This window comes from Pseudomonas sp. H1h (assembly GCF_000633255.1).
Taxonomy (GTDB): Bacteria; Pseudomonadota; Gammaproteobacteria; order Pseudomonadales; family Pseudomonadaceae; genus Aquipseudomonas.
In genome coordinates this window covers 1-23,389 of record NZ_AYMJ01000020.1, presented here as the reverse complement: position 1 = coordinate 23,389, position 23,389 = coordinate 1, and the positions used below count along the sequence as shown (strand labels likewise).

Annotated in this window: 22 protein-coding genes; 8 read left to right on the top strand and 14 right to left on the bottom strand. The window is 60.5% G+C overall.

All coding sequences use genetic code 11. The features are described from left to right. Window positions 1–5: 5 nt before the first annotated feature. Window positions 6–299: a putative quinol monooxygenase gene (locus U862_RS0118145; protein WP_025111716.1), complete on the bottom strand. Its 294-nt coding sequence runs from the start codon at window positions 297–299 to the stop codon at window positions 6–8. Window positions 300–419: 120 nt separating this feature from the next. Between U862_RS0118145 and U862_RS0118140 the strand changes: the two genes are divergently transcribed. From U862_RS0118140 to U862_RS0118130, 3 genes are all read left to right on the top strand, one after another. After that, complete coding sequence (locus U862_RS0118140) at window positions 420–1,349, top strand: LysR family transcriptional regulator (RefSeq protein WP_025111715.1); 930 nt, start codon at window positions 420–422, stop codon at window positions 1,347–1,349. A 316-nt stretch (window positions 1,350–1,665) separates the two neighbouring features. Beyond that, window positions 1,666–2,397, top strand: a complete 732-nt coding sequence (locus tag U862_RS0118135) for a helix-turn-helix transcriptional regulator (protein ID WP_025111714.1) — start codon at window positions 1,666–1,668, stop codon at window positions 2,395–2,397. 130 nt (window positions 2,398–2,527) lie between these two features. After that, window positions 2,528–3,910, top strand: a complete 1,383-nt coding sequence (locus tag U862_RS0118130) for an MFS transporter (protein WP_025111713.1) — start codon at window positions 2,528–2,530, stop codon at window positions 3,908–3,910. 108 nt (window positions 3,911–4,018) lie between these two features. Here U862_RS0118130 and U862_RS0118125 read toward each other — a convergent pair whose 3' ends face one another. The 3 genes from U862_RS0118125 to U862_RS0118115 form a co-directional block, all read right to left on the bottom strand. Further along, on the bottom strand, window positions 4,019–4,972 hold the full coding sequence (locus U862_RS0118125) for an adenosine deaminase (protein ID WP_025111712.1): 954 nt from the start codon (window positions 4,970–4,972) through the stop codon (window positions 4,019–4,021). Between the two features lie 80 nt (window positions 4,973–5,052). Beyond that, window positions 5,053–6,018 (bottom strand): 2-oxoglutarate and iron-dependent oxygenase domain-containing protein, encoded by a 966-nt coding sequence (locus U862_RS0118120; RefSeq protein ID WP_025111711.1) that lies wholly within the window; start codon window positions 6,016–6,018, stop codon window positions 5,053–5,055. A gap of 142 nt (window positions 6,019–6,160) precedes the next feature. After that, on the bottom strand, window positions 6,161–7,234 hold the full coding sequence (locus tag U862_RS0118115; protein ID WP_025111710.1) for a BMP family ABC transporter substrate-binding protein: 1,074 nt from the start codon (window positions 7,232–7,234) through the stop codon (window positions 6,161–6,163). Window positions 7,235–7,520: 286 nt separating this feature from the next. On the opposite strand from U862_RS0118115, the gene U862_RS0118110 reads away from it, so the two are divergent. Next, window positions 7,521–8,612: a calcium:proton antiporter gene (locus U862_RS0118110; protein WP_025111709.1), complete on the top strand. Its 1,092-nt coding sequence runs from the start codon at window positions 7,521–7,523 to the stop codon at window positions 8,610–8,612. 126 nt (window positions 8,613–8,738) lie between these two features. Here U862_RS0118110 and U862_RS0118105 read toward each other — a convergent pair whose 3' ends face one another. The 3 genes from U862_RS0118105 to U862_RS0118095 form a co-directional block, all read right to left on the bottom strand. After that, complete coding sequence (locus tag U862_RS0118105) at window positions 8,739–10,097, bottom strand: 8-oxoguanine deaminase (protein ID WP_025111708.1); 1,359 nt, start codon at window positions 10,095–10,097, stop codon at window positions 8,739–8,741. A gap of 257 nt (window positions 10,098–10,354) precedes the next feature. Then, window positions 10,355–11,041: an SDR family oxidoreductase gene (locus U862_RS0118100; RefSeq protein ID WP_025111707.1), complete on the bottom strand. Its 687-nt coding sequence runs from the start codon at window positions 11,039–11,041 to the stop codon at window positions 10,355–10,357. 17 nt (window positions 11,042–11,058) lie between these two features. Beyond that, window positions 11,059–11,415 (bottom strand): MerR family transcriptional regulator, encoded by a 357-nt coding sequence (locus tag U862_RS0118095; protein ID WP_025111706.1) that lies wholly within the window; start codon window positions 11,413–11,415, stop codon window positions 11,059–11,061. 82 nt (window positions 11,416–11,497) lie between these two features. Between U862_RS0118095 and U862_RS0118090 the strand changes: the two genes are divergently transcribed. Then, window positions 11,498–11,911, top strand: a complete 414-nt coding sequence (locus U862_RS0118090) for a hypothetical protein (RefSeq protein WP_025111705.1) — start codon at window positions 11,498–11,500, stop codon at window positions 11,909–11,911. Between the two features lie 79 nt (window positions 11,912–11,990). Here the strand turns inward: U862_RS0118090 and U862_RS0118085 are convergent, their stop codons facing one another. From U862_RS0118085 to U862_RS0118055, 7 genes are all read right to left on the bottom strand, one after another. Further along, window positions 11,991–12,917, bottom strand: coding sequence for an ABC transporter permease (locus U862_RS0118085; protein WP_025111704.1), 927 nt, complete (start codon window positions 12,915–12,917; stop codon window positions 11,991–11,993). Beyond that, complete coding sequence (locus U862_RS0118080; RefSeq protein WP_025111703.1) at window positions 12,917–14,023, bottom strand: ABC transporter permease; 1,107 nt, start codon at window positions 14,021–14,023, stop codon at window positions 12,917–12,919. Before U862_RS0118080 ends, U862_RS0118085 begins: the two co-directional genes overlap by 1 nt. 14 nt (window positions 14,024–14,037) lie before the next feature. Then, window positions 14,038–15,597, bottom strand: coding sequence for an ABC transporter ATP-binding protein (locus U862_RS0118075; protein ID WP_025111702.1), 1,560 nt, complete (start codon window positions 15,595–15,597; stop codon window positions 14,038–14,040). Window positions 15,598–16,135: 538 nt separating this feature from the next. Next, complete coding sequence (locus U862_RS0118070) at window positions 16,136–16,717, bottom strand: YigZ family protein (protein WP_025111701.1); 582 nt, start codon at window positions 16,715–16,717, stop codon at window positions 16,136–16,138. A gap of 8 nt (window positions 16,718–16,725) precedes the next feature. Then, window positions 16,726–17,376 carry a TetR/AcrR family transcriptional regulator gene (locus tag U862_RS0118065; protein WP_025111700.1) on the bottom strand — a complete coding sequence of 217 codons (651 nt, stop codon included), beginning with the start codon at window positions 17,374–17,376 and terminating at the stop codon, window positions 16,726–16,728. Between the two features lie 87 nt (window positions 17,377–17,463). Then, complete coding sequence (locus U862_RS0118060; RefSeq protein ID WP_025111699.1) at window positions 17,464–18,852, bottom strand: uracil-xanthine permease family protein; 1,389 nt, start codon at window positions 18,850–18,852, stop codon at window positions 17,464–17,466. 120 nt (window positions 18,853–18,972) lie between these two features. After that, window positions 18,973–19,893 carry a LysR family transcriptional regulator gene (locus U862_RS0118055; RefSeq protein WP_007968115.1) on the bottom strand — a complete coding sequence of 307 codons (921 nt, stop codon included), beginning with the start codon at window positions 19,891–19,893 and terminating at the stop codon, window positions 18,973–18,975. Window positions 19,894–20,031: 138 nt separating this feature from the next. Between U862_RS0118055 and U862_RS0118050 the strand changes: the two genes are divergently transcribed. The 3 genes from U862_RS0118050 (at window position 20,032) to U862_RS30790 (ending at window position 23,265) form a co-directional block, all read left to right on the top strand. Further along, complete coding sequence (locus U862_RS0118050) at window positions 20,032–21,381, top strand: aspartate aminotransferase family protein (RefSeq protein WP_025111698.1); 1,350 nt, start codon at window positions 20,032–20,034, stop codon at window positions 21,379–21,381. A 76-nt stretch (window positions 21,382–21,457) separates the two neighbouring features. Further along, entirely contained in the window at window positions 21,458–22,951 is a 1,494-nt protein-coding gene (locus tag U862_RS0118045) for a CoA-acylating methylmalonate-semialdehyde dehydrogenase (protein WP_025111697.1), read from the top strand. Window positions 22,952–23,109: 158 nt separating this feature from the next. Then, window positions 23,110–23,265 carry a hypothetical protein gene (locus U862_RS30790; RefSeq protein ID WP_157836077.1) on the top strand — a complete coding sequence of 52 codons (156 nt, stop codon included), beginning with the start codon at window positions 23,110–23,112 and terminating at the stop codon, window positions 23,263–23,265. Window positions 23,266–23,389 lie beyond the last annotated feature (124 nt).

The following is a 23,389-nucleotide window of genomic DNA, read 5'->3' as shown; positions in this document are numbered from 1 at the left end:
ACGGCTCAGGCGATGGCGCCCAGGCGTTTCAATTGGAAGTGTTCGATGCAATGCCCCGCAGTCGCCTGGAAGTTCAGGAAATGCGCGCTGGCGTTGTGCGCCAGCAGGATTTCCTCGCCGGCCCAGTGTTCGATCACATAAAAGGTCAGTGGATCGGCCAGGTCGCGGTGCAGGTCGTATTGGCCGCAGCCTGCTTCGGCGCGGCTGGGTGCAACCAGCTCGCGCAGGGCGTTTTCGAGGGTGTCCTGCTGGCCAGGTTTGGCGATCAGGGTAGCGATGGCGGTGAATGGCTGGGACATGCTCGGCTCCAAAGCAGCGGGATGAATTCGATGGAGCAGATGATTGGCTATTTCTCGGCGCGATAAAACCGGCTAAAAGAGCAGTCTCTTTCAATATTTTTTTGATAATCGGGGCTGAGAATGCTGCGTTTCGATGATTTGCAGTTGTTCGTCCGCGCGGCGGATCTGGGCAGCCTGTCGGCGGCGGCGCGGGTCATGGACATGTCCGCTGCGGTGGCCAGTGCGGCGCTCAAGCGCATCGAACAACAACTGGGCGCACGTCTGTTGGCCCGCTCGACGCGCAGCTTGCGCCTGACCGCCGAGGGTGAAGGCTTTCTTGAATACGCCCGCGCCGCCCTGGGTCAACTGGATGAGGGGCGGCGCTACCTGTCCAGTGCACAGGATCAGGTCAGCGGAATCCTGCAGTTGTCGGCGCCGTCGGATTTCGGTCGCAACCTGTTGCTGCCGTGGCTCGACGAGTTTCAGCGCGAGCACCCGAAGCTGACCGTGCGCCTGCTGCTCGGTGATCGCATCGCCGACCTGTTCCGCCAGCCGGTGGACATCGCCTTGCGCTACGGCGAGCCGGAAGACTCCAGTCTGGTCGCCTTGCCCATCGCGGCGGAAAATCGCCGGGTGCTCTGTGCATCACCGGCGTACCTGGCGCGCCACGGCGAACCGCGGCAACTCGAACAACTGGCTCAGCACAATTGTCTGCTGTACATGCTCGGCAGCCGGGTTCACGACCATTGGAGTTTTCATGACGGCAGACGCGAAGTCGGTCTGACGGTCAGCGGCGATCGCTTCAGCGATGACGCCGATGTGGTGCGGTTGTGGGCAGTGGCAGGGGCGGGCATCGCTTACAAGTCGTGGCTCGATGTCGGCGCGGATGTCCTCGCCGGACGCCTCAAAGTGTTGTTGCCGGAATTGCTCTGCGAGCGTGCACCACTGAATCTGTTGTGCGCCCATCGCGCGCAATTGAGTAAGCCGGTGAACCTTTTAAGGGAAATGCTCGCCAGCCGATGCGCCGAATTGAGTAGTCAATTTCCGCATTTCCCGAAAGTTGATCATTAGTCGCAGGCAATTAGCGAAATTTCTCTCAGAAACTATCACCATTCGTGTCAGCCACGGCGCAGGAAGCGGCGTGCATCCCGCTTATACTAGCGACCGCCTCAAACCTGCGCCGACAACCGGCCAGGGCAGAGTCCGGCCGGTTTTTCCGGGGGTGGACCAGAAGTGCACAAACGCCGCGGGCACTCCATTGACGGGTGCTGCATCACTGGCCTGCGTTGCTCCGGTTCATGGCGTTTTACGCGTCTTGGCCGACGACGCATTACTGGTCAAGATGTCTTCGAGCAGTAGACGATACGATTCAACAGGGAGTGAATACATGGAACATGCACCTTGCATCAGCCAGATCGCCACGCTGCTGGCCGACCCCAAGCGCAGCGCGATGATGTGGGCGTTGATGGATGGCTCGGCCCGCCAGACCGAGGAGCTGGCGCTGCTGGCAGGGTTGTCGCCATCGTCGGCCAGTGCGCATCTGGGGCGTTTGTCCGCCGGCGGTCTGTTGAAAGTAGAGGTCCGTGGGCGCAAGCGTTTTTTTCGCCTGGCTGCCCCGGAGATCGCTGCCGCCATCGAAGCCCTGGCCAGTGCCACGATCGCCAGTGCACCGCGGGAGGTGCCTCACGTATTCAAGCGCTCGACACCGTTCGCCAATCCCCAGATCGCACCGTCATCGCTGCTGCGCGCGCGTTTTTGCGATGACCATTTGGGTGGCACGCTGGCCGCCGATCTGTATCAACGTCTGCTCGAAGCGGGCTGGATCGAACAGACCGAGCAGCGCGTCGTGGTAACCCTGAAGGGGGCGAACCAGCTGGCCAGCCGGGGCGTGTTCATCCAGGCGCTGGCCCATCGCAAGGCTCAGGTGGCGTGTGCCTGTCCGGACTGGAGCGAACGGCGTCCGCACATGGGGGGCTCTCTGGGAGCTGCGTTGTTGCAGCTGTTCATGCAGTCCGGCTGGCTGGTACTGCCCAAAGACTCCCGTGCCTTGCAGGTGACCCCGGCCGGGCAGCGGGAAATTCATCGTTTCGCCAAGGAAACCGAGCTGGAAATGGCGTAATAGAGCTTTCGCCGGCTGCCACTTCGACGCTGGCGTCGCCTGTGACTGTGAACAGGTCGCATCCAGAAAAAGCTTTGAACCGTTATCCCGCACACTCGATCGGCAAATATTGCGGATGGGGAGACGGGCCATGGATACGCGAAACTTCAGCGCGGCAGAACGACTGGAGCGCCTGCCGCTCAGCGGTTATCACCGCGTCATTTTCATCATCATTGCCCTGGCGTTCTTTTTCGACTCCATGGACCTGGCCATGATGACGTTCCTGCTCGGCTCGATCAAAAGCGAGTTTGGCCTGAGCAGTGCACAAGCCGGGTTGCTCGCCAGTTCGAGTTTTTTCGGCATGGTGCTGGGCGCATCGCTGTCGGGCATGCTCGCCGACCGTTTCGGACGCAAACCGGTGTTCCAGTGGAGCATCGTTCTGTGGGGTGTAGCCAGTTACCTGTGTTCGACCGCGCAAACGGTCGAGAGCCTGACGCTGTTCCGCATTCTGCTGGGGATCGGCATGGGCATGGAGTTTCCCATCGCTCAGTCGATGCTGTCCGAGCTGATTCCGGCCCGGCGACGGGGGCGTTATATCGCGTTGATGGACGGTTTCTGGCCACTGGGTTTTGTCGCAGCCGGGGTGTTGTCTTACTTCCTGTTGCCGTTGATTGGCTGGCGCGACATCTTCCTGGTATTGGCAGTGCCGGCGGTCTTCGTGTTGGCGATCCGTTTCTTTATCCCCGAGTCGCCGCGCTGGCTGGAGCAGGCCGGGCGGCATGACGCGGCGGACAAGGTATTGGGTGCAATCGAACAGCGTGTGCGAGCATCGCTCGGTGTTGCGACGTTGCCGGAGCCTGTGCGCTTGCCACGGACGGTGACGCCACCGGGTAACTTCTTCTCGGCCCTCAAGCAGATCTGGTCGGCGCAATACCGCCAGCGCACCACGATGATCTGGAGCCTGTGGTTTTTCGCCTTGCTCGGTTTCTACGGACTGACCTCATGGCTCAGTGCATTGCTGCAACAGTCTGGGTTTGCCGTGACCCAGTCGGTGTACTACACCGTGCTGATTTCCCTGGGCGGGATTCCCGGTTTTCTGATGGCGGCATGGCTGGTGGAGCGCTGGGGGCGTAAACCGGTGTGTATTGTCACCTTGCTCGGCGGTGGGGTGATGGCGTTTCTTTATGGCCAGAGCGCGGTGTTCGGCGGCAACGTCGCGTTGCTGATCGGCACCGGGCTGTTGATGCAGTTCTTCCTGTTCGGCATGTGGGCGGTGCTCTACACCTATACACCGGAGTTGTACCCGACGTCGGCGCGGGCCACAGGCTCGGGCTTTGCCTCGGCGATCGGTCGTGTCGGTTCGTTGCTCGGACCGCTGGTGACCGGCTTGGTATTCCCGATTACCGGGCAGGGCGGGGTGTTCGCCTTGGGGGCGTTGTGCTTCGCGATTGCGGCGGGGGTGGTGTGGCTGTTCGGGATGGAGACGCGGGGGAAAACGTTGGAGGAGCTGACTGAATCCCAGGTCGCAGGCTGAACACCCATCCAATTGCAGGAGTGAGTCTGCTCGCGATGGCGGAGAGTGTCAGTTAGACACTCCGCCATCGCGAGCAGGCTCACTCCTACAGAGGTTTTGCGCTGTTGCTTACGGTTTTACCAGGCGCGCATCCAGGCTGTTCTGCGCCAGGCGTCTGGCCTGATCTTGCGTCATGCCCAGGTGTTCGTGCAGCGCATGGAAGTTCTCGGTGACGTAACCGCCGAAGTACGCCGGGTCATCGGAGTTCACCGTGACCTTCACCCCACGCTCGAGCATGTCGAGAATGTTGTGCTGCGACATGTGATCGAATACGCAGAGCTTGGTGTTCGACAACGGGCACACGGTCAGCGGGATCTGTTCGTCGATGATCCGCTGCATCAGGCGCTCGTCTTCGATGGCGCGCACGCCATGGTCGATGCGCTGGATTTTCAGCAGGTCGATGGCTTCCCAGATGTACTCCGGCGGGCCTTCTTCGCCAGCGTGGGCGACGGTCAGGAAGCCCTCGTGGCGGGCACGGTCGAACACGCGCTGGAACTTGCTCGGCGGATGGCCCATCTCGGAGCTATCCAGGCCCACAGCAACAAACGCATCACGGAACGGCAGCGCCTGGTCGAGGGTTTTCTGTGCTTCGTCTTCGCTCAGGTGGCGCAGGAAACTCAAGATCAGACCGCTGGTGATCCCCAGTTGCTGCTCGCCATCCTTCAGCGCGGCGGCGATGCCGTTGAGCACCACTTCGAACGGGATGCCACGGTCGGTGTGGGTCTGCGGGTCGAAGAACGGTTCGGTGTGAATCACGTTCTGCTCTTTGCAGCGCAGCAGGTAGGCCCAGGTCAGGTCGTAGAAATCCTGGGACGTGCGCAACACGTCAGCGCCCTGGTAATACAGGTCGAGGAATTCCTGCAGGTTGTTGAAGGCGTAAGCCTTGCGCAGGGTTTCGACGTCGTTCCACGGCAGGGCGATCTTGTTGCGCTCGGCCAAAGCGAACAGCAGCTCGGGCTCCAGCGAGCCTTCCAGATGCAGGTGCAGTTCAGCCTTGGGCAAGGCGTTGAGCCAGTCGTACATATTCTTTTCTCATCAGGTGCAATGACGGCATTCTACAGATGCTCGCCGAAACAATTGGCAAAACCTGACCAAGCGATCCATCACACGGCTTCCTGCTCGCGACGGTAGGCGTAGGTATCGGCGAAGCGCGAGAGCAGGAATTCGGCGCAAGTGGTGGCCGGATATTTCGCCGGATGCTGTGCGTCCTGACATCCGGGCAGGCATTCGATGCGCGTGTCCGGGTGTGGCTCGGCGAAGAACGGCATCGAATAGCGATCCACCCCCAGCGGGCTGATCACCCGATGCGGGGTCGAGCGATAACGGTCGTTGCTCCAGCGCGCCATCATGTCGCCGAGGTTGACCACGAAAGTGCCTTCGATGGGCGGCGCGTCAATCCATTCGCCGTTGACGCTCTTCACTTGCAGACCACCGGCACTGTCCTGATAGAGCAAAGTGATGCAGCCGTAATCGGTATGCGCGCCGGCACCTTGCTGCTCGTTACTGCTGGCGGTGTGGCGCGGCGGGTAGTGGATCATGCGCAGCACGCTGACCGGCTCAACGAAGCGCGAGTCGAAGAAATCGCGCTCGATGTCCAAGGCAATCGTCATCGCCCGCAGCAGGGTTTGCGCCAGCGCCTGCATGTCGAGGTAATGCTGCTGCATCAACGCCTCCCAGCCTGCTTGCGCCGGATGGCGATTGGGCCCGCGCAGCGGTTTTTCCGCGAGCACGTCGGGATGATCCGCCGACAGGTGCAGGCCCATGTCGAAGGTCTCTTTCAGATCGCTGGGTTTGTCCGGGTCGAGTTGTTCGGTGGCGATGGCGCCGTAACCACGGTGATGGCGGGTCTGGGTAATGTCGATTTTGAGTTTTTCTGCTGCCGGTTGTGCAAAGAAGCGCTGCGCGTGGTCGAGCAGCGAGTCGATGCGCAGCGCGCAAATCGGGTGGCCCTTGATGTAGAAGAAACCCCACTTGCGGCAGGCGCGGTCGATCTGTTCGGCGACGGCGGGCCAGGCGTTTTCGTCGTCGGTGTAGAGCGGTGAGATGTCGATGACTGGAAGACTGTTCATACACAATCCTTGAAGACGCTGAAGATCCATTGTGGGAGTGGGCTTGCTCACGAAGGCGTCGTATCAGTTGATACATGAGTTGCCTGATGTAACGCTTTCGCGAGCAAGCCCGCTCCCACAGGGAATGGTGGTGGGGCCGGGATTACTTCGGCATCTCGGCCTTCATCCCTTCCACGTAATAGTTCATCGACGCCAGTTGCGCATTCGTCGCACTCACGCCCGCCGGAATTTTCTCGACCCCGGCCTGATCCTTGATCGGCCCGGTGAACGGCTGCAATGCGCCGCTCTTGATGTCGGCGATGATCTGTTCGGCCTCGGCTTTCACCGGCGCCGGTACCAGGTCGCTGATCGGCAATTCAACCGTGCCTTCCTTCAACCCGCCCCAGTAATCCTGTGATTTCCAGGTGTGGTCGATCACGCTTTGCGTTGCTTGAATGTAGTGCGGGGCCCAGTCGTTGACGATAGAGGTCAGCACCGCTTTCGGGCCGAAGTGCGCCATGTCCGAGGCGTAACCCACGGCGTACACGCCACGCCGTTCTGCCGCCTGGATCGGCGCCGGGCTGTCGGTATGCTGGAACACCACGTCCACGCCCTGATCGATCAGCGCGTTGGCAGCATCGGCTTCCTTGCCCGGGTCGAACCACGAATTGACCCACACCACCTTGATCTCGGTACCGGGGTTGTACTTGTTCAGGGCCAGCTGGATGGCGTTGATGTCGCGGATCACTTCCGGAATCGGGAACGAGGCGACGTAGCCGATTTTTTTGCTCTTGGTCATCTTCGCCGCGAGGAAACCGCCGACATAACGACCTTCATAGGTGCGGGCCAGGTAGGTGCCGAGGTTCTTGTCCTGCTTGTAGCCGGTGGCGTGCTCGAAGGTCACCTTGAGAAACTGCTTGGCGACTTTCAGGGTCGGGTTCATGTAGCCGAAGGACGTGGTGAAGATCAGGTCGTAGTTGTCCTTGGCCATGTTGCGGATCACCCGCTCGGCGTCGGCGCCTTCGGCCACGTTCTCAACGTAATTGGTGGTGATCTGATTGCCGAATTTTTCCGCCAGTGCCTTGCGTCCCTGCTCATGCTGATACGTCCAGCCGTGGTCGCCAATCGGGCCGATGTAGACGAAACCGACCTTCAGCGGGTCGGCAGCGCTGGCGCTCAGGCTGATCCCCAGACCGATGACGGCGCACAGCAGTTTGTGCAGCGGGCGTATTTGCATGAATTCGAACTCCATTTTGTTGTGTGTGGTCGGGGGCAATGCAAATTGCTGACCAACAGGACAACAAACAAGTCGAAACCGAGTCGCAGCCTTCGCGAGCAAGCCCGCTCCCACAGGAGATCGCATTCCAATGTGGGAGCGGGCTTGCTCGCGAAGAGGCCGGCAGGAACGATAAAAGTGCATGGCTGAAATCAACTGCCATCCACTGGTGCGCTAAGGTGTAACGAAACGTTAGCGCCACGCCGCAGTCAGTAGCTCATTCGAACCTCTCGGCAAAAGGCCCGCCATGCTCACGATCCTCAAGCAAGAAAGCTTTCTGCTGCTGGCGGTGATTGCCGCGTGCGTCGCTTATCCGCTGGAACACTGGATGTTGCACAGCGGCCAGATTGTCGCGTTGATCTCTGGCCTGGTGCTGATCGCCTTCATTGTCGCCGCCTCGATGCGTGTCGCCCATCAGGCCGAACTGCTCGCGGAAAAAGTCGGTGACCCTTACGGCACGATGATCCTGACCCTCGCGGCGGTGCTGGTGGAAGTGGTGATCCTGGCGATCATGATGAGCAACGAAGCGTCGGCCACGCTGGTGCGTGACACGATTTATTCGGCGGTGATGCTCGATATCAACGGCATCCTCGGCCTCGCTGCGTTGATGGGCGGGCTCAAGCATGGCGAACAGTCGTACAACGACGATTCGGCGCGCAGTTACAGCGTGATGATTCTCACCGCCATGGGTGTTTCGATGGTGGTGCCGGAGTTCATTCCGGCGGCCAACTGGAAGGTCTATTCGGCGTTCACCATCGGCGCGATGGTGGTGCTTTATGCGTTGTTCCTGCGGATGCAGGTTGGCCCGCACAGCTACTTTTTCAGCTACAGCTACCCGGACAAACGCCGCAAGAAAGAACCTGTCGAGGATGAACCAAAACCGCTGAGCCTGGCGTGGTCGATCGGCATTCTGGTGTTCGGGGTGGTGGTGATCGGCGCACTGGCCGAAGTGATGTCCAAGACCCTCGATCTGGGCCTGGAAGGCACGGGCGCACCGCCGGTGATCACGGCGATTCTGGTGGCGGCGATTTCGGCAGCGCCGGAGATTTTGACGGCGTTGCGGGCTGCCTTGGCCAACCGTATGCAGTCGGTGGTCAACATTGCCATGGGCGCGTCATTGTCGACGGTGATTCTGACCGTGCCGGTGATGGAAGCGATGGCGCTGTACACTGGCCAGCCGTTTCAAATGGCGATGACCCCGGTGCAGACGGTGATGATCTTCATCACGCTGATCGTCAGTGCGATCAACCTGAATGACGGCGAGACCAATGCCATCGAAGGCATGACCCACTTTGTACTGTTTGCGACGTTCATCATGCTCTCCCTGCTCGGTCTTTGAGCCCACCACAAAACCAGATGTGGGAGCGGGCTTGCTCGCGAAAGCGGAGTGTCAGCCAGCTCAAATGTTGACTGACAAGACGCCTTCGCGAGCAAGCCCGCTCCCACAGGTTTGATCAGCGGTGTATCAGGTGCCGGCGATCAACTGGCGAGCCGCCTGGCTGTGATCGGCAATCAGGCCTTTGAGATCCAGCCCTTCAACCTGACCATCAACCACACGCCACTTGCCGCCAATCATCACCCGATCCGCCCGATCGGCGCCGCACAGCAGCAACGCCGAAACCGGATCGTGGCTGCCGGAGAAACGCAGTTCATCCAGTTTGAACAACGCCAGATCCGCCTGTTTGCCCACCGCCAGTTCGCCGATGTCGGTACGCCCCAACAGGCTCGCCGAGCCCTTGGTTGCCCAACCCAGCACGCGCTCCGGAGTGATTTTCTCGGCGCCGTAACGCAGGCGCTGGATATACAGCGCCTGCCGCGCTTCGAGGATCATGTTCGATGCGTCGTTGGAGGCTGAACCGTCCACGCCCAGACCGAACAACGCGCCGGCATCGGTCAGATCGATGCTCGGGCAGATGCCGGACGCCAAGCGCATGTTCGAGCTCGGGCAATGGCAGATACCGGTGCCGGCCTGGCCGAGGCGGGCGATTTCGTCCGGGTTGAAATGGATGCCGTGGGCCAGCCAGGTGCGCGGGCCGAGCCAGCCGACGCTGTCCAGATAATCGACGGTGCGCAGGCCGAAGCGCTGCAGGCAGAAATCTTCTTCGTCGAGGGTTTCCGCCAGGTGCGTGTGCAGGCGCACGTCTAATTTGTTCGCCAGTTCGGCGCTGGCCGACATGATTTCCGGGGTCACCGAAAACGGCGAGCACGGTGCCAGCGCGATCTGAATCTGCGCACCGTCACCACGCTCGTGGTACTCGTGTATCAGGCGCTGACTGTCGTCGAGAATCACCTGACCTTCTTGCACGGTCTGCTGCGGTGGCAGGCCACCGTCCTTCTCGCCGAGGCTCATCGAGCCGCGGGTGAGCATGGCGCGCATGCCCAGTTCACGCACGGTGTCGACTTGCACGTCGATGGCGTTTTCCAGGCCGTCCGGGAACAGATAATGGTGGTCAGCTGCGGTGGTGCAACCGGAGAGCAGCAGTTCAGCCAGCGCGACCTTGGTGGCGAGGGCGAGTTTTTCCGGTGTCAGCCGCGCCCACACCGGGTACAGGGTCTTCAGCCATGGGAACAACGGCTGATTGACCACCGGCGCCCAGGCGCGAGTCAGGGTTTGATAGAAATGGTGATGGGTGTTGATCAGGCCCGGCAGGATCACATGCTCGCGGGCATCGAACACTTCATTGCACGGTGTGGACGGTTGCTGACCGGCCGCGAGAACTTCGACGATGACGCCGTCTTGCAGCACCAGGCCGCCACGGGCATCAAGCGCGTTGGCTGTGAAAATGGCGAGGGGATTTTTTAACCAGGTACGGGTCGCGGGCATTTTGCCGGCTCCTCTGAAAGTTGGGTTCAGGGTTGCCAGCTCAGTGATGCCCTGTCTGCTGATCCAGGGTCGCCGCGAGGACGAGGTGCGCAGTGTCAAACAAATTGCTGCATCGGGCAAGCCCGACCCGACAGGACAACACACAATCCCGTTATGGGAGTGGGCTTGCTCGCGAAAGCGTCGTCTCAGTTGGAACCTCTGGCGCAGACACACCGCATTCGCGAGCAAGCCCGCTCCCACATTTGCATCCTCGGTGCTTACCAGGGAATGGTTTCGCCCTTGTAGTTGATGAAGTGATGTCCGCCCTTGCCGGTATACGCATTCACCTGATCAACCAGCCCGCGGGTGCTGGTGTCTACATCAAGGTCGGCACCTTCACCCCCCATGTCGGTCTTTACCCAGCCCGGATGCAGCGATAGAACAGTGAGTTTCTGCTCGCCCAATTGCGTGACGAAGCTGTTGGTCATCGAGTTCAGCGCGGCCTTGCTTGCCTTGTACAGCGCCAGCTCCGGTGCGTCAGGTACGGTCACGCTGCCCAGCCCGGAACTCATGAACGCCAGCACGCCGCTGCCGTCGCGGATCTGCCCGACAAAGCGTTGCGCCAGATTGATCGGCGCCACGGCGTTGGTGAAGAACAGTTGGCCGACTTCAGCCAGTGTCGCGCCGCCCGGCGTCTGCACCTCCGGGCCTTTGACCCCGGCGTTGACGAACAGCAGGTCGAAGGTTTCGCCCTTGAGCTGTTGGCTCAGGGCGATCACCGCCTGCTGATCGTCCATGTCGAGTTTCTCGATGCGCACCTTGCCCAGCGCTTGCAGCGCCTCGGCCTTCTGCGGGTTGCGCACGGTGGCGGTCACTTGCCAGCCATCGGCCAGCAGGGTTTTCACCAACCCGAGGCCCAAGCCACGGGAAGCGCCGATGATCAGTGCATGTTTTGCCTGGGACATGATGGGTTCCTTGAAAGTCAGGGTTCAGGATTCAATGGACACGCCTGACCGAGCCGTTGTTGCAACTCTCGTCGCAACACATCGAGCTCGCTCATGCGGGTTTCGATCAATTGCAGTTTGTCGCGCAGCAGTTGTGCCACGGCATGGTCCGGTTCGGGCGCGTTCCACAACGCGGCGACGCTGTTGCCGATTTCGCCGAGGGTAAAACCCAGACGCTGCGCGGTCTTGATGTAGAGCACCAGTTGCAGCATTTCCGGCGGGTAGTCGCGATAACCGTTGGCACTGCGCTGCGCCGCGATCAACCCGCGCTGCTCGTAGAAACGCAAGGTATCGCGGCTGACGGCGCTGGCCTGGGCTAATTCACCGATGCGCATGCTGGGTCTCAAAAGAGGTCTTGACCCTGGAGCATACTCCAGGCTTTACCGTGGTTGCTCCTCAATTTTTGGAGCAAGGATGATGTGGACTTCGACCCAGTATCGCAATGTGGTGCGCGGCAGTGCCTGGTATGACCTGATCGTCACGGGCGCGTTTGCCACGCCGTGGAGTTTTGTCGCGTTGCATGGTTTTTTGACAGCGCTGAATTTGCCAGGTGAACTGCCGGCGTTTCAGCCTGTGCATATGTTGATGGCGAATCTGTTGGGTTCGGTGGTTTGCGTGTGGGCGGTGCTGCGGATTCGTGATCCGCAACCGGTGTATGGGCGCTATGACGCGGTGGCGCGGTTTCTGTTTGCGGCCTGGCAGGGGTATGCCTTGGCCCATGGCGCCAGTTCATTGCTGGTGGGTTTTCTGGTCTTCGAGTTGGCGTGGGGCGTGGCTCAGGTGTTGCCTGTTCGGACGCCTTCGCGAGCAAGCCCGCTCCCACAGGTTTAGTGTCTTTGACGAGTTCTGTATACGACACGGACACTGTGGGAGCGGGCTTGCTCGCGAAGAGGCCAACAGGGTCACCGCTTTAATGCCCTGACTGCCACGGCTGCCCCAACGACACCGGCGCATACAGCCGAGTCCGGATCGCATCCCGCGACAACAGCACCAACACCACAATCGTCGCCACATACGGCAGCATCGCCAGCAGACTCGAAGGAATCGCCAGCCCCAACCCCTGCGCCACCAGGTGCAGGATGCTGGCGAGGCCAAACAGATACGCCCCGAGCAGCAGGCGCCACACCCGCCAACTGGCAAACACCACCAGTGCCAGCGCAATCCAGCCGCGCCCGGCGGTCATGTTTTCAGCCCACATCGGCGTGTACGCCAGCGACAGATACGCCCCGGCCAGACCGGCCATCGCCCCGCCGAACAGCACCGCCAGGGTACGCACGGTCAGCACCGGCAACCCCATCGCACTGGCCGCATCCGGGTTCTCGCCAACCGCCTGAATGATCAGCCCGACACGACTCTTGATGATCACCCACGCCACCAGCGCAAACAGGGCGAACGACAGGTACACCAGCAGATCCTGAGCAAACAGCATCCGCCCGATCAGCGGAATTTCGCTCAAGTACGGAATCGCCAACGGCTCGAATCCGGCCAGCGGCTTGCCGACCCACGCTGCGCCGACAAAGGTCGACAGGCCCACACCGAAGATCGTCAGCGCCAGCCCGGTCGCGACCTGATTGGCGTTGAACACCAGCGCCACCAAGGCAAACAGCGAGGACAACAGCATCCCCGCGAGCATCGCCAGCAACACGCCGAGCCACAGGTTGCCGCTGTTGAGGGCGACGATAAAACCGATCACCGCGCCAAACAGCATCATCCCTTCCTGGCCGAGGTTGAGCACACCGCTCTTCTCGCAGATCAACTCCCCCAGCGCGACCAACAGCAGCGGCGTGCCGCAACGCACCATGGCGTAGAAAATATTGCTCAACAGATCGATATCCATCACAGCGCTCCGGCGGTTACGGCGGTGGTCGAGGTGCGCCGTGCCCAGCGCAGTTTCAGACGTGGCCGATAGAGAATCAGCACATCGCAGGCGAGCAGGAAAAACAGCATCATTCCCTGAAACAGTTGGGTGATGGCTTGTGGCAGATTGAGCGTCATTTGCGCACTCTCGCCGCCGATGTACAGCAGCGCCATCAGCAGGCTGGAAAACAGGATTCCGAGCGGATTGAGCCGGCCGAGGAACGCCACGGTGATCGCTGCGTAGCCGTAACCCGGTGACACCTGCGGCACCAGTTGGCCGATCGGCCCGGTCACTTCGCAGACCCCGGCGAGCCCGGCCAAACCGCCGCTGATCAACAGCGCGAGCCAGATCAGACGCTTCTGGCGAAAGCCGACGAATCCCGCCGCGCGCTTGTCCAGCCCGAGCACTTTGATCTGGAAACCGATAAAGCTTTTCTGCAACAACACCCACACCGCGACCAGCGCCAGCAATGCGAAATACACCCCGGCGTGTACCCGGCCATCTTCCATCAACAGCGGCAAACGACTGGCGTCACCGAACATTGCCGACTCGGGGAAGTTGTAGCCGGCCGGATCCTTCAACGGGCCGTGCACGCAGAACAGCAACAGGTTCAGCGCGATGTAATTGAGCATGATGCTGGTGAGGATTTCATTGGCGTTGAAGCGTGTGCGCAACCACGCCGTCAGTCCGGCCCAGGCGCCGCCGGCGAAAGTGCCGGTGAGCAGAATCAGTACCAGCGCCCAGCGACTTTGCAGGTCGATGATGTTCACCGCCAATGCACTGCCGGCAAGCGCACCGAGCAGCAATTGACCTTCGGCGCCGATGTTCCAGATCCGCGCTTGATAAGCCACGGCCAGACCGAGTGCGCAGAGCAGAATCGGCAGTGCCTTGACCAGTAATTCGGAGACGCCATACAAGTCGCTGATCGGCGCAATCAACAGGGTGTGCAAGGTTTGCAGCGGATCATGGCCGAGGGCGATGAACAGCAGCGAGCCACAGCCCAGTGTCAGCAGCGCCGCCAGCAACGGCGAGCACCACAGCATCAGGCGCGATTGTCGGCCACGGGGTTCGAGGGAAAGCAGCATGGGGGGAAACTCCGTCAGAGCGTGGCCGATGAAGGCGTGTCGTTGAATTGCCCGGCCATCCAGCCGCCGACGTCGCTCAGCAGGGTGTCGGCGGTGTTTTGCAGCGGTGACAGTCGCCCGGCGCACAAGGCGCCGAGGCGGTCGCTGATCTGGAACAGTTCGTCGAGGTCTTCGGAAATCACCAGGATCGCCGCGCCGGCATCGCGCAAGGCAATCAGCGCACGGTGAATGGTCGCCGCCGCGCCAACGTCCACACCCCAGGTCGGGTGCGCGGCGATCAGCAATTTCGGTTGCTGGAGGATTTCCCGGCCGAGGATGAATTTCTGCAGGTTGCCCCCGGAGAGACTGCGCGCGGCGGTTTGCGTGTTTGGGGTTTTCACGCCAAAACGCTGAATGATCTGTTGGGCGAGGGCTTCGACTTTGCTGCGTTCGATCAAGCCGTTGCTCACCAGTCCTTGTTGAAAAGCCGTGAGCAGGGCGTTGTCGGCGAGGCTCAATTCCGGCACCGCGCCATGCCCCAGACGCTCGGCCGGAACAAACGCCAGCCCGAGTTTGCGCCGCGCATCCGGGCGTAAATCAGCGACCGCTTGATCAGCAAAAGTAATCGTTGAAGCGTTGTCGCGCGGCAGGCGTTGTTCACCACTGAGCAGGGCGAGCAATTCGTCCTGGCCATTGCCCGCGACCCCGGCGATGCCGACGATTTCCCCGCTGCGCACCTGCAGGTTGATCTCGGCCAGCGAACAACCGAACGGATCGGGGTTGTGCCAACTCAAGCCGCTGACCTGCAAAAACGCCGCGCCACCGCTGACCTTCGGGTACTCGCCAATCAGTGCCGCCGATTCGCCGACCATCAGTTGCGCCAATTGCTGGTCCGAGCATTCAACCGGCACGCAATGCCCGGCCACCCGCCCGCCACGCAGCACCGTGGCGCTGTGGCACAACGCGCGCACTTCACCGAGTTTGTGGCTGATGAACAGAATGCTGCAGCCCTCGGCCGCCAGTCGACGCAGGGTGATGAACAACTCGTGCGCCTCTTGCGGGGTGAGCACCGAGGTCGGCTCGTCGAGGATCAGCAGGCGGATGTCCTGCATCAGGCAGCGAATGATTTCCACCCGTTGCCGTTCGCCGATCGACAGGCTGTGGACAAGTCGCTCCGGCTCCAGCGCCATGCCGTAGCGGCGCGACACGTCACGAATTTTCGGCTCCAATTGTTTCGGCGTGCCGGCCTTGGCGCCCATCGCCAGGGCAATGTTCTGCGCCACGCTGAGGGTTTCGAACAGCGAAAAGTGCTGGAACACCATGCCGATCCCCAACTGCCTGGCCTGCGCCGGGTTGCGGATATTCACCCGCCGGCCCTGCCAGAGCATTTCGCCCGCGTCGGCTTGGGTGACGCCGTAGATGATCTTCATCAGGGTACTTTTCCCCGCGCCGTTCTCGCCGAGCAGGGCGTGGATTTCTCCGGGGGCGATGCTCAGGTCGATGGCGTCATTGGCCAGACAACCGGGGTAGCGTTTGCTGATGTGGCGCAGTTGCAGGCGCGGGATGGGACCGGTGCTCGTAGAAAGGGTGTGCATGACAGGCTCGTCTGGCTTGGCGGTGTACCTGTGGATAAAGCAATTTCCTGGCCATTGAGTCAGGAACACCCGCCATGGCGGTTGCCGCGCGCCTGAGGTAGAGCATCGCGCAGAAAAACGCTGGGCAGGCGGGCACCAATTCAGAGCAAAGCCGTTGATCAGGCTCCACTTTTGCACCGTGACAAACTGGTTAAAAAACGAGCAGTCGGGGCGAAGCTATGCAGAACCTGCGACTGCGCCAGCCATGAACGGGTTATCCACAGGTTGTTCCACAGTATTTGTGCGCAAGCCGAAAAGCCGGGCATAAGCAATGACCGGTTATCTTCTAATGGTGATAAACAGCGCTAACTGTTTGTTTTTACGTGGGATTAATCTTTTTTCATGTGGATTGGACGAAAAGTGAGCAAATCGCGCAAAGCCACGTGACAGAAGGGTTACAGGAGGATGTGCTCAGGTTATCCACAGTCGGGTGCACAGCAGATGTGGGCAAGTTATTGGAATAAGCCCTTTGCCAGGCGCCCCAAAAGATTGCAGGTTGTCAGCGCTGCAGCAGAATGCGTCCGCGACTCAGATCGGCCAGTTGGCTCTGCAACAAATCGATCTGCGCCGCGCCGACTGCCAGCTGCAGTTCGACGCCGTTGGCGGTGAAGCTTTCCTCAACCACCAAACCACCCAGATCCGCCACTCGCAGTTTCACCAGTGGCAACTCGGCAAAGCCGCAGGCACAGCGCAGCGGCACCCTGCTGACCAACTCGATTTTTTCCGCATTTTGCAGGCACTTGTTGGCGCCGCCGCCATAGGCTCGGGCCAAACCACCGGTGCCCAGTTGAATGCCGCCATACCAGCGGATGACCAACACCGCGACCTGGTCGCAATCCTGCGCCTCGATCGCCGCCAGAATCGGCCGTCCGGCGGTACCGCCCGGTTCGCCATCGTCATTGCTGCGGTATTGATCACCGAGCTTCCATGCCCAGCAGTTGTGCGAGGCGTTCAAGTCGCTGTGTTGCTCGAAGAACGCCTGCGCGTCGGCAGGGCTGCTGATCGGCGCGGCGAAGGTGATAAAGCGGCTTTTGCGAATCTCTTCGCGGTACTCGCAAAAACCGCTGAGGGTGAAAGGCATAAAACGTCTTATACGCAGGGGGTGAGGCCGCAGCCTTTGAGGATGATGCGGATCAGGTTGTTGCCGGCATCTTCCATGTCTTGCTTGGTCAACTTGCTGCGCCCGCTGACCCGGCAGATCTGCGTGGCGAAGTCGGCGTAATGCTGGGTGCTGCCCCATAGCAGGAAAATCAGATGCACCGGATCCACCGGGTCCATTTTGCCTGCGTTGATCCACGCCTGAAACACAGCTGCGCGGCCCTGGAACCAGGCGCGGTAATCCTGGTTGAAGTATTCAGTCAGGCATTCGCCACCGCTGATCACTTCCATGGCGAAAATGCGCGAGGCCTGTGGCTGGCGACGGGAGAATTCCATCTTGGCGCGAATGTAGCGAGTCAGTGCTTCGGCCGGATCGTCTTCGGCGGTCAGGGTGTTGAAGGTGCTGTCCCACAGTTCGATGATGTTGCTCAGCACCGCCACGTACAACCCAAGCTTGTTGGTGAAGTAGTAATGCAGGTTCGCCTTGGGCAACCCGGCATTCTGGGCGATGGTGTTCATGCTGGTGCCTTTGTAACCGTGACGGGCGAATTCGTCTTCGGCGGCTTTGAGGATGGTCTCTTCGTTCTTCTGACGAATGCGGCTGGCGGGTTTGCCGCCGTGAGCAGGGACTTCAAAGGTCATAGGCACTTCCGGTTTGTCTGTGGGTGCAACCAGTTGCGTTGATAGCGCACCCACAGGCATCCGACAAGTCCTGATGCAATAAAACCGTTACGCCTGTTCGATCTTGTTCATCGATGTGGCGGACTCGACGGCCGTGGTTCGCGCTTCCGGCAGCAACAGGCAGAGGATGATCGCGGTCAGCCCGCCGCTGGTGATCGCCGAGTCGAACAGGTTCTGCACCAGCTTCGGCAGCAGGTGCAACAGGTTCGGTTGCGCGGCGATGCCCAGGCCCACACCCAGCGAGGTGGCGATGATCAGCATGCTGCGCCGGTCCAGTGGCGACTGCGCCAGAATCCGTACCCCGGCTGCCGCGACGCTGCCGAACATCACCAGCGTGGCGCCGCCGAGTACCGGTTTCGGGATCTGCTGCAGTACCGCGCCGATCATGGGAAACAGGCCGAGACAAAACAGGATCGCGCCGATGTACAAACCAACGTAGCGACTGGCGACGCCGGTCAACTGGATCACGCCGTTGTTCTGCGCAAACGTGGTGTTGGGGAAGGCGCTGAAGGTGGCAGCGATCATGCAGCTCACACCGTCACCGAGTACACCGCCGCGCAAACGGCTTATATAAGAAGGGCCGTTGATGGGCTGGCGGGCGATCATGCAATTGGCGGTGAGATCGCCGACGGTTTCGATGGTGCTGATCAGATAAATCAGCGCGACGGGCAGGAACGCAGTCCAGTCGAAGCTGAAACCGAACCTGAACGGTGTCGGAAGACTGACCAGCGGCAGGTCGGGCAAAGCCTGCGGAACCAGTTTGCCGCTGAACCATGCGGTCAGGCTGCCGAGCAGCAGTCCGATAATGATTGCCGACAGCCGCACCCACGGTGTGTTCGAGCGATTGAGCAGGATGATCGTCAGCAACACCATCAACCCCAGCGCCAGATTGCCTGGTGCGCCGAAGTCCGGCGCATTGAAGCCGCCACCCAGATCAGTGATGCCGACCTTGATCAGGCTGATGCCGATCAGGGTAATGACGATCCCGGTGACCAGTGGCGTGACGACTCTGCGCAACTGGCCGATGAAACGGCTGAGGACGATCTGCACCAAGGCCCCGAAAAAACACACGCCGAAGATCATCGCCAGAATGTCCTGCGGACTGCCCCCGCGCTGCTTGACCAGAAATCCGGCCGACAGCACGGCCCCGAGAAAGGCAAAACTGGTGCCCTGCAAGCAGATCATCCCGGCGCCGATACCGAACGGGCGGCGCGCCTGAATAAACGTGCCGACCCCGGAGACCATCAGCGCCATGCTGATCAGATAGGGCAGGTGTGCGTTCAGTCCGAGGGCCGAGCCGATCACCAGCGGCGGGGTGATGATGCCGACGAAACTGGCGAGCACGTGTTGCAGGGCGGCGAGGATCGCGGCCGGCGGTTTGGGGCGGTCGTCGAGGCCGTAGATCAGGTCGCTGGACGGTGCGGAATCTGGCTGCATGGGCGTGGGCTTCTTGTTGAAGGATCGGGTTGATCCTGCACTGCAAAAAGCTGTCCACTTGCTCAGGTTATTGCTTGATTCATTTGCTCAGGCCCGGCATGGTCGGGCCTCTGCTGGAATTCAGCGCGTTGCTGCCAGGCTTTCGAGAAAGCTTTCCAGCACCAAATGGGGGCGCCGGCCCTTGCGCGTGACCGATGCGAGGCTCAGGTCATAGAACCGTGTTGTCGACTTCAGCGCACGCAACCGACCTTGCTGCACCCACAGGCTGGCGTAGTGATCCGGCAGGTAACCGATGTAGCGCCCGGTCAAAATCAAAAACGCCATGCCCTCACGGTCAGATGCACTGGCCGTGCAATTGAGCGCCTGGTAATGCGCCTGAATCTCCGCCGGCAAACGAAAGGTCGGGGCAATCGCGTCCTGACTATTAAGGCGTTCGTCATCCAGTTGCTTGTCATCGACATAGAACAGCGGATGACCGACCGCGCAATAAAGCAGCGAACGCTCGCTGTACAACGGCTGATATTCCAGTCCCGACAGCGCACTGGCCTGCGGCACCACGCCGACATGCAGGCGGCCGTCGAGCACGCCTTGTTCGACTTCATTGGGGGCGATCATGCGGATCTGGATCTGCACGTCCGGCCCGCGCTCCTTCAACTGGGCTAGGGCATGGGTGATGCGCATGTGCGGCAGGGTGACGAGGTTGTCAGTCAGGCCGATGATCAATTCACCGCGCAAGTGCTGGTGCAGGCCATTGACCTCGGTGCGAAAACTCTCCAGCGCACTTAATAGTTGCAATGCCGACTGATAAACCTCGCGGCCCTCTTCGGTCAGCGAGAACCCGGCGCGGCCGCGCTGGCACAAGCGCAGGCCGAGGCGCTGTTCCAGATCGCTCATCTGCTGGCTGATCGCCGAGCGTCCGATGCCGAGCACGGTTTCCGCGGCCGAGAAGCCGCCGCATTCCACCACGCTGCGAAAAATCCGCAGCAAGCGGATATCAAAGTCACTGACCTGGGCCAGCGGATCGGGGCGGCGGCTGCTCATGTTGTTGTTCTCATTGTTTAGCAGGGATCTAACTGAAGGTTAGAGAAGTTGGATTTCACCGACTTTATCCGCGTGGCAATTTAGCTGCAACAACGCTTTCTATCTCCCTGATGCTTATGCCCTGCGAGGTTTTGCTCGATGAACATGCCTGAAAACGCGTCGTCGCCACTGGCCAGCCAACTGAAGCTGGACGCGCACTGGATGCCGTACACCGCCAACCGTAATTTCCAGCGCGACCCGCGCCTGATCGTCGGCGCCGAAGGTAGTTGGCTGATCGACGACAAGGGGCGCAAGGTGTACGACTCGCTGTCCGGTCTGTGGACCTGTGGCGCCGGGCACACCCGCAAGGAAATCCAGGAAGCGGTCTCCAGACAATTGGGCACCCTCGATTATTCGCCGGGCTTCCAGTACGGTCACCCGCTGTCGTTCCAGCTGGCGGAAAAGATCACTGATCTGACCCCGGGCAACCTGAACCACGTGTTCTTCACCGACTCCGGCTCCGAGTGCGCCGACACCGCGGTGAAAATGGTCCGTGCCTACTGGCGCCTGAAAGGCCAGTCGACCAAAACCAAAATGATCGGCCGTGCCCGTGGTTACCACGGCGTGAACATCGCCGGCACCAGCCTCGGCGGTGTCAACGGCAACCGCAAACTGTTCGGTCAGTCGATGATGGACGTCGATCACCTGCCGCACACCCTGCTGGCCAGCAATGCATTCTCCCGTGGCATGCCGGAGCAGGGCGGTATCGCCTTGGCCGATGAGCTGCTCAAACTGATCGAACTGCACGACGCCTCGAACATCGCGGCGGTCTTCGTTGAGCCTTTGGCTGGCTCCGCTGGGGTACTGGTTCCGCCACAGGGTTATCTGAAGCGTCTGCGCGAAATTTGCGATCAGCACAACATCCTGCTGGTCTTCGACGAAGTGATCACGGGTTTCGGCCGTACCGGCACCATGTTCGGCGCAACCACATTCGGCGTGACGCCGGACCTGATGTGCATCGCCAAGCAAGTCACCAACGGCGCGATCCCGATGGGCGCGGTGATTGCCAGCTCCGAGATCTACCAGACCTTCATGAATCAGGCGACGCCTGAATACGCAGTTGAATTCCCGCACGGCTACACCTACTCGGCGCACCCGGTGGCTTGCGCCGCAGGTCTTGCGGCACTCGATCTGCTGCAAAAGGAAAACCTGGTGCAGAGCGTCGCCGACGTCGCACCGCATTTCGAAAATGCCCTGCACGGCCTGAAAGGTTCGAAGAACGTCATCGACATCCGTAACTACGGTCTGGCCGGTGCAATCCAGATCGCGGCCCGTGACGGCGACGCCATCGTGCGTCCATTCGAGGCCGGTATGGCCCTGTGGAAAGCCGGGTTCTACGTACGCTTCGGCGGCGACACCCTGCAGTTCGGCCCAACCTTCAACAGCAAGCCGCAAGACCTTGATCGTCTGTTCGATGCGGTTGGCGAAGTGCTGAACAAGCTCGACTGATTTTCCCCTCTATATATACCTGCGAATAACAGGCGCCCCTTGCGGGCGTCTGTGCACAAGAATTCAGGAGTTTTCGATGAGCGTTATCCCGCATTTGATCAATGGCGAACTGGTGACCGAGAACGGTCGCGCGGTTGATGTGTTCAACCCGTCCACCGGTCAAGCGATCCATAAGCTGCCATTGGCCAGCAAAGAAACCATCCAGAAAGCCATTGATGCCGCCAAGGCCGCCTTTCCGGCCTGGCGCAACACGCCGCCGGCCAAGCGTGCTCAAGTGATGTTCCGCTTCAAGCAACTGCTGGAGCAGAACGAAGCGCGTATCTCCCAATTGATCAGCGAAGAACACGGCAAGACTCTGGAAGACGCCGCCGGTGAACTGAAACGTGGGATCGAGAACGTCGAGTTCGCGTGTGCAGCTCCGGAAATCCTCAAGGGCGAGTACAGCCGCAACGTCGGCCCGAATATCGATGCATGGTCGGACTTCCAGCCACTGGGCGTGGTCGCCGGTATCACCCCGTTCAACTTCCCGGCGATGGTGCCGCTGTGGATGTACCCGCTGGCGATCGTCTGCGGCAATTGCTTTATCCTCAAGCCATCGGAGCGTGATCCAAGCTCCACGTTGCTGATTGCTCAACTGCTGCTGGAAGCCGGTCTGCCAAAAGGTGTGATGAGCGTGGTGCATGGTGACAAGGCTGCCGTGGATGCGCTGATCGAAGCGCCGGAAGTCAAAGCGCTGAGCTTCGTTGGCTCGACGCCGATTGCCGAGTACATCTACGCCGAAGGCACCAAGCGCGGCAAACGCGTGCAGGCACTGGGCGGGGCGAAGAACCACGCGGTGCTGATGCCGGATGCTGATCTGGATAACGCGGTCAGCGCACTGATGGGCGCGGCCTATGGTTCCTGCGGCGAGCGCTGCATGGCGATCTCGGTGGCAGTGTGTGTAGGTGATCAGGTGGCCGATGCACTGGTGGCCAAACTGGTGCCACAGATCAAGGCGCTAAAAATTGGTGCCGGCACTTCGTGCGGTCTGGACATGGGCCCATTGGTAACCGGTCAGGCTCGCGACAAGGTCAGCGGTTATGTCGATGACGGCGTGGCGGCGGGCGCGACCTTGGTGGTCGACGGTCGTGGTCTGAGCGTGGCGGGGCATGAAGACGGCTTCTTCCTCGGGGGCTGCCTGTTCGACAACGTCACCCCAGAGATGCGCATCTATAAAGAGGAGATCTTCGGGCCGGTGCTGTGCGTTGTTCGCGTGAATAGCCTGGAAGAGGCGATGCAACTGATCAACGATCACGAATACGGCAACGGTACCTGCATCTTCACCCGCGACGGTGAGGCCGCGCGCCTGTTCTGCGACGAGATCGAAGTCGGCATGGTCGGCGTCAACGTACCGCTGCCGGTACCGGTGGCTTACCATAGCTTCGGCGGCTGGAAGCGTTCGCTGTTCGGCGATCTGCATGCCTATGGCCCGGATGGCGTGCGCTTCTATACCCGTCGCAAGGCCATCACCCAGCGCTGGCCGCAGCGTGCGAGCCATGAAGCTTCGCAATTCGCCTTCCCTAGCTTGTAATGTAGAAGGGTGTGACGAAGGCCGACCTCTAGAGGTCGGCCTTCGTATTTTCGGGCTTTTTTGACCGATATGACAGAAATGTGAAAATAGCTGTTGACGGCAGATTCTGGAGGTCTATAATTCGCCCCACTTCCGGCGCAGTCGAAACGGAAAACTCCTTGAGATTCAAAGAGTTACGCAGTTTTCGGCAGCGGCTTGCTTCAGTTCATCGAGGCCTGGAAGGAGTTGAAAATGCCGGCATGTCTGGCGCTTTTGACGGTTCGATCTTCTCGGTCGAAAGCGGTGAAAAAAAGGGTGTTGACAACAGCGAGTAACGCTGTAGAATTCGCCTCCCGCTAACGAGAGATCGGAAGCGCAAGTGGTTGAAGTTGTTGAAGAAATCTTCGAAAACTTCTGAAAATAATCACTTGACAGCAAATGAGGCTGCTGTAGAATGCG

Bases quoted from the DNA above. Each gene is read 5' to 3' on its own strand.
- U862_RS0118145 (WP_025111716.1), bottom strand. From the start codon at position 299: ATGTCCCAGCCATTCACCGCCATCGCTACCCTGATCGCCAAACCTGGC.
- U862_RS0118140 (WP_025111715.1), top strand. From the start codon at position 420: ATGCTGCGTTTCGATGATTTGCAGTTGTTCGTCCGCGCGGCGGATCTG.
- U862_RS0118135 (WP_025111714.1), top strand. From the start codon at position 1,666: ATGGAACATGCACCTTGCATCAGCCAGATCGCCACGCTGCTGGCCGAC.
- U862_RS0118130 (WP_025111713.1), top strand. From the start codon at position 2,528: ATGGATACGCGAAACTTCAGCGCGGCAGAACGACTGGAGCGCCTGCCG.
- U862_RS0118125 (WP_025111712.1), bottom strand. From the start codon at position 4,972: ATGTACGACTGGCTCAACGCCTTGCCCAAGGCTGAACTGCACCTGCAT.
- U862_RS0118120 (WP_025111711.1), bottom strand. From the start codon at position 6,018: ATGAACAGTCTTCCAGTCATCGACATCTCACCGCTCTACACCGACGAC.
- U862_RS0118115 (WP_025111710.1), bottom strand. From the start codon at position 7,234: ATGCAAATACGCCCGCTGCACAAACTGCTGTGCGCCGTCATCGGTCTG.
- U862_RS0118110 (WP_025111709.1), top strand. From the start codon at position 7,521: ATGCTCACGATCCTCAAGCAAGAAAGCTTTCTGCTGCTGGCGGTGATT.
- U862_RS0118105 (WP_025111708.1), bottom strand. From the start codon at position 10,097: ATGCCCGCGACCCGTACCTGGTTAAAAAATCCCCTCGCCATTTTCACA.
- U862_RS0118100 (WP_025111707.1), bottom strand. From the start codon at position 11,041: ATGTCCCAGGCAAAACATGCACTGATCATCGGCGCTTCCCGTGGCTTG.
- U862_RS0118095 (WP_025111706.1), bottom strand. From the start codon at position 11,415: ATGCGCATCGGTGAATTAGCCCAGGCCAGCGCCGTCAGCCGCGATACC.
- U862_RS0118090 (WP_025111705.1), top strand. From the start codon at position 11,498: ATGTGGACTTCGACCCAGTATCGCAATGTGGTGCGCGGCAGTGCCTGG.
- U862_RS0118085 (WP_025111704.1), bottom strand. From the start codon at position 12,917: ATGGATATCGATCTGTTGAGCAATATTTTCTACGCCATGGTGCGTTGC.
- U862_RS0118080 (WP_025111703.1), bottom strand. From the start codon at position 14,023: ATGCTGCTTTCCCTCGAACCCCGTGGCCGACAATCGCGCCTGATGCTG.
- U862_RS0118075 (WP_025111702.1), bottom strand. From the start codon at position 15,597: ATGCACACCCTTTCTACGAGCACCGGTCCCATCCCGCGCCTGCAACTG.
- U862_RS0118070 (WP_025111701.1), bottom strand. From the start codon at position 16,717: ATGCCTTTCACCCTCAGCGGTTTTTGCGAGTACCGCGAAGAGATTCGC.
- U862_RS0118065 (WP_025111700.1), bottom strand. From the start codon at position 17,376: ATGACCTTTGAAGTCCCTGCTCACGGCGGCAAACCCGCCAGCCGCATT.
- U862_RS0118060 (WP_025111699.1), bottom strand. From the start codon at position 18,852: ATGCAGCCAGATTCCGCACCGTCCAGCGACCTGATCTACGGCCTCGAC.
- U862_RS0118055 (WP_007968115.1), bottom strand. From the start codon at position 19,893: ATGAGCAGCCGCCGCCCCGATCCGCTGGCCCAGGTCAGTGACTTTGAT.
- U862_RS0118050 (WP_025111698.1), top strand. From the start codon at position 20,032: ATGAACATGCCTGAAAACGCGTCGTCGCCACTGGCCAGCCAACTGAAG.
- U862_RS0118045 (WP_025111697.1), top strand. From the start codon at position 21,458: ATGAGCGTTATCCCGCATTTGATCAATGGCGAACTGGTGACCGAGAAC.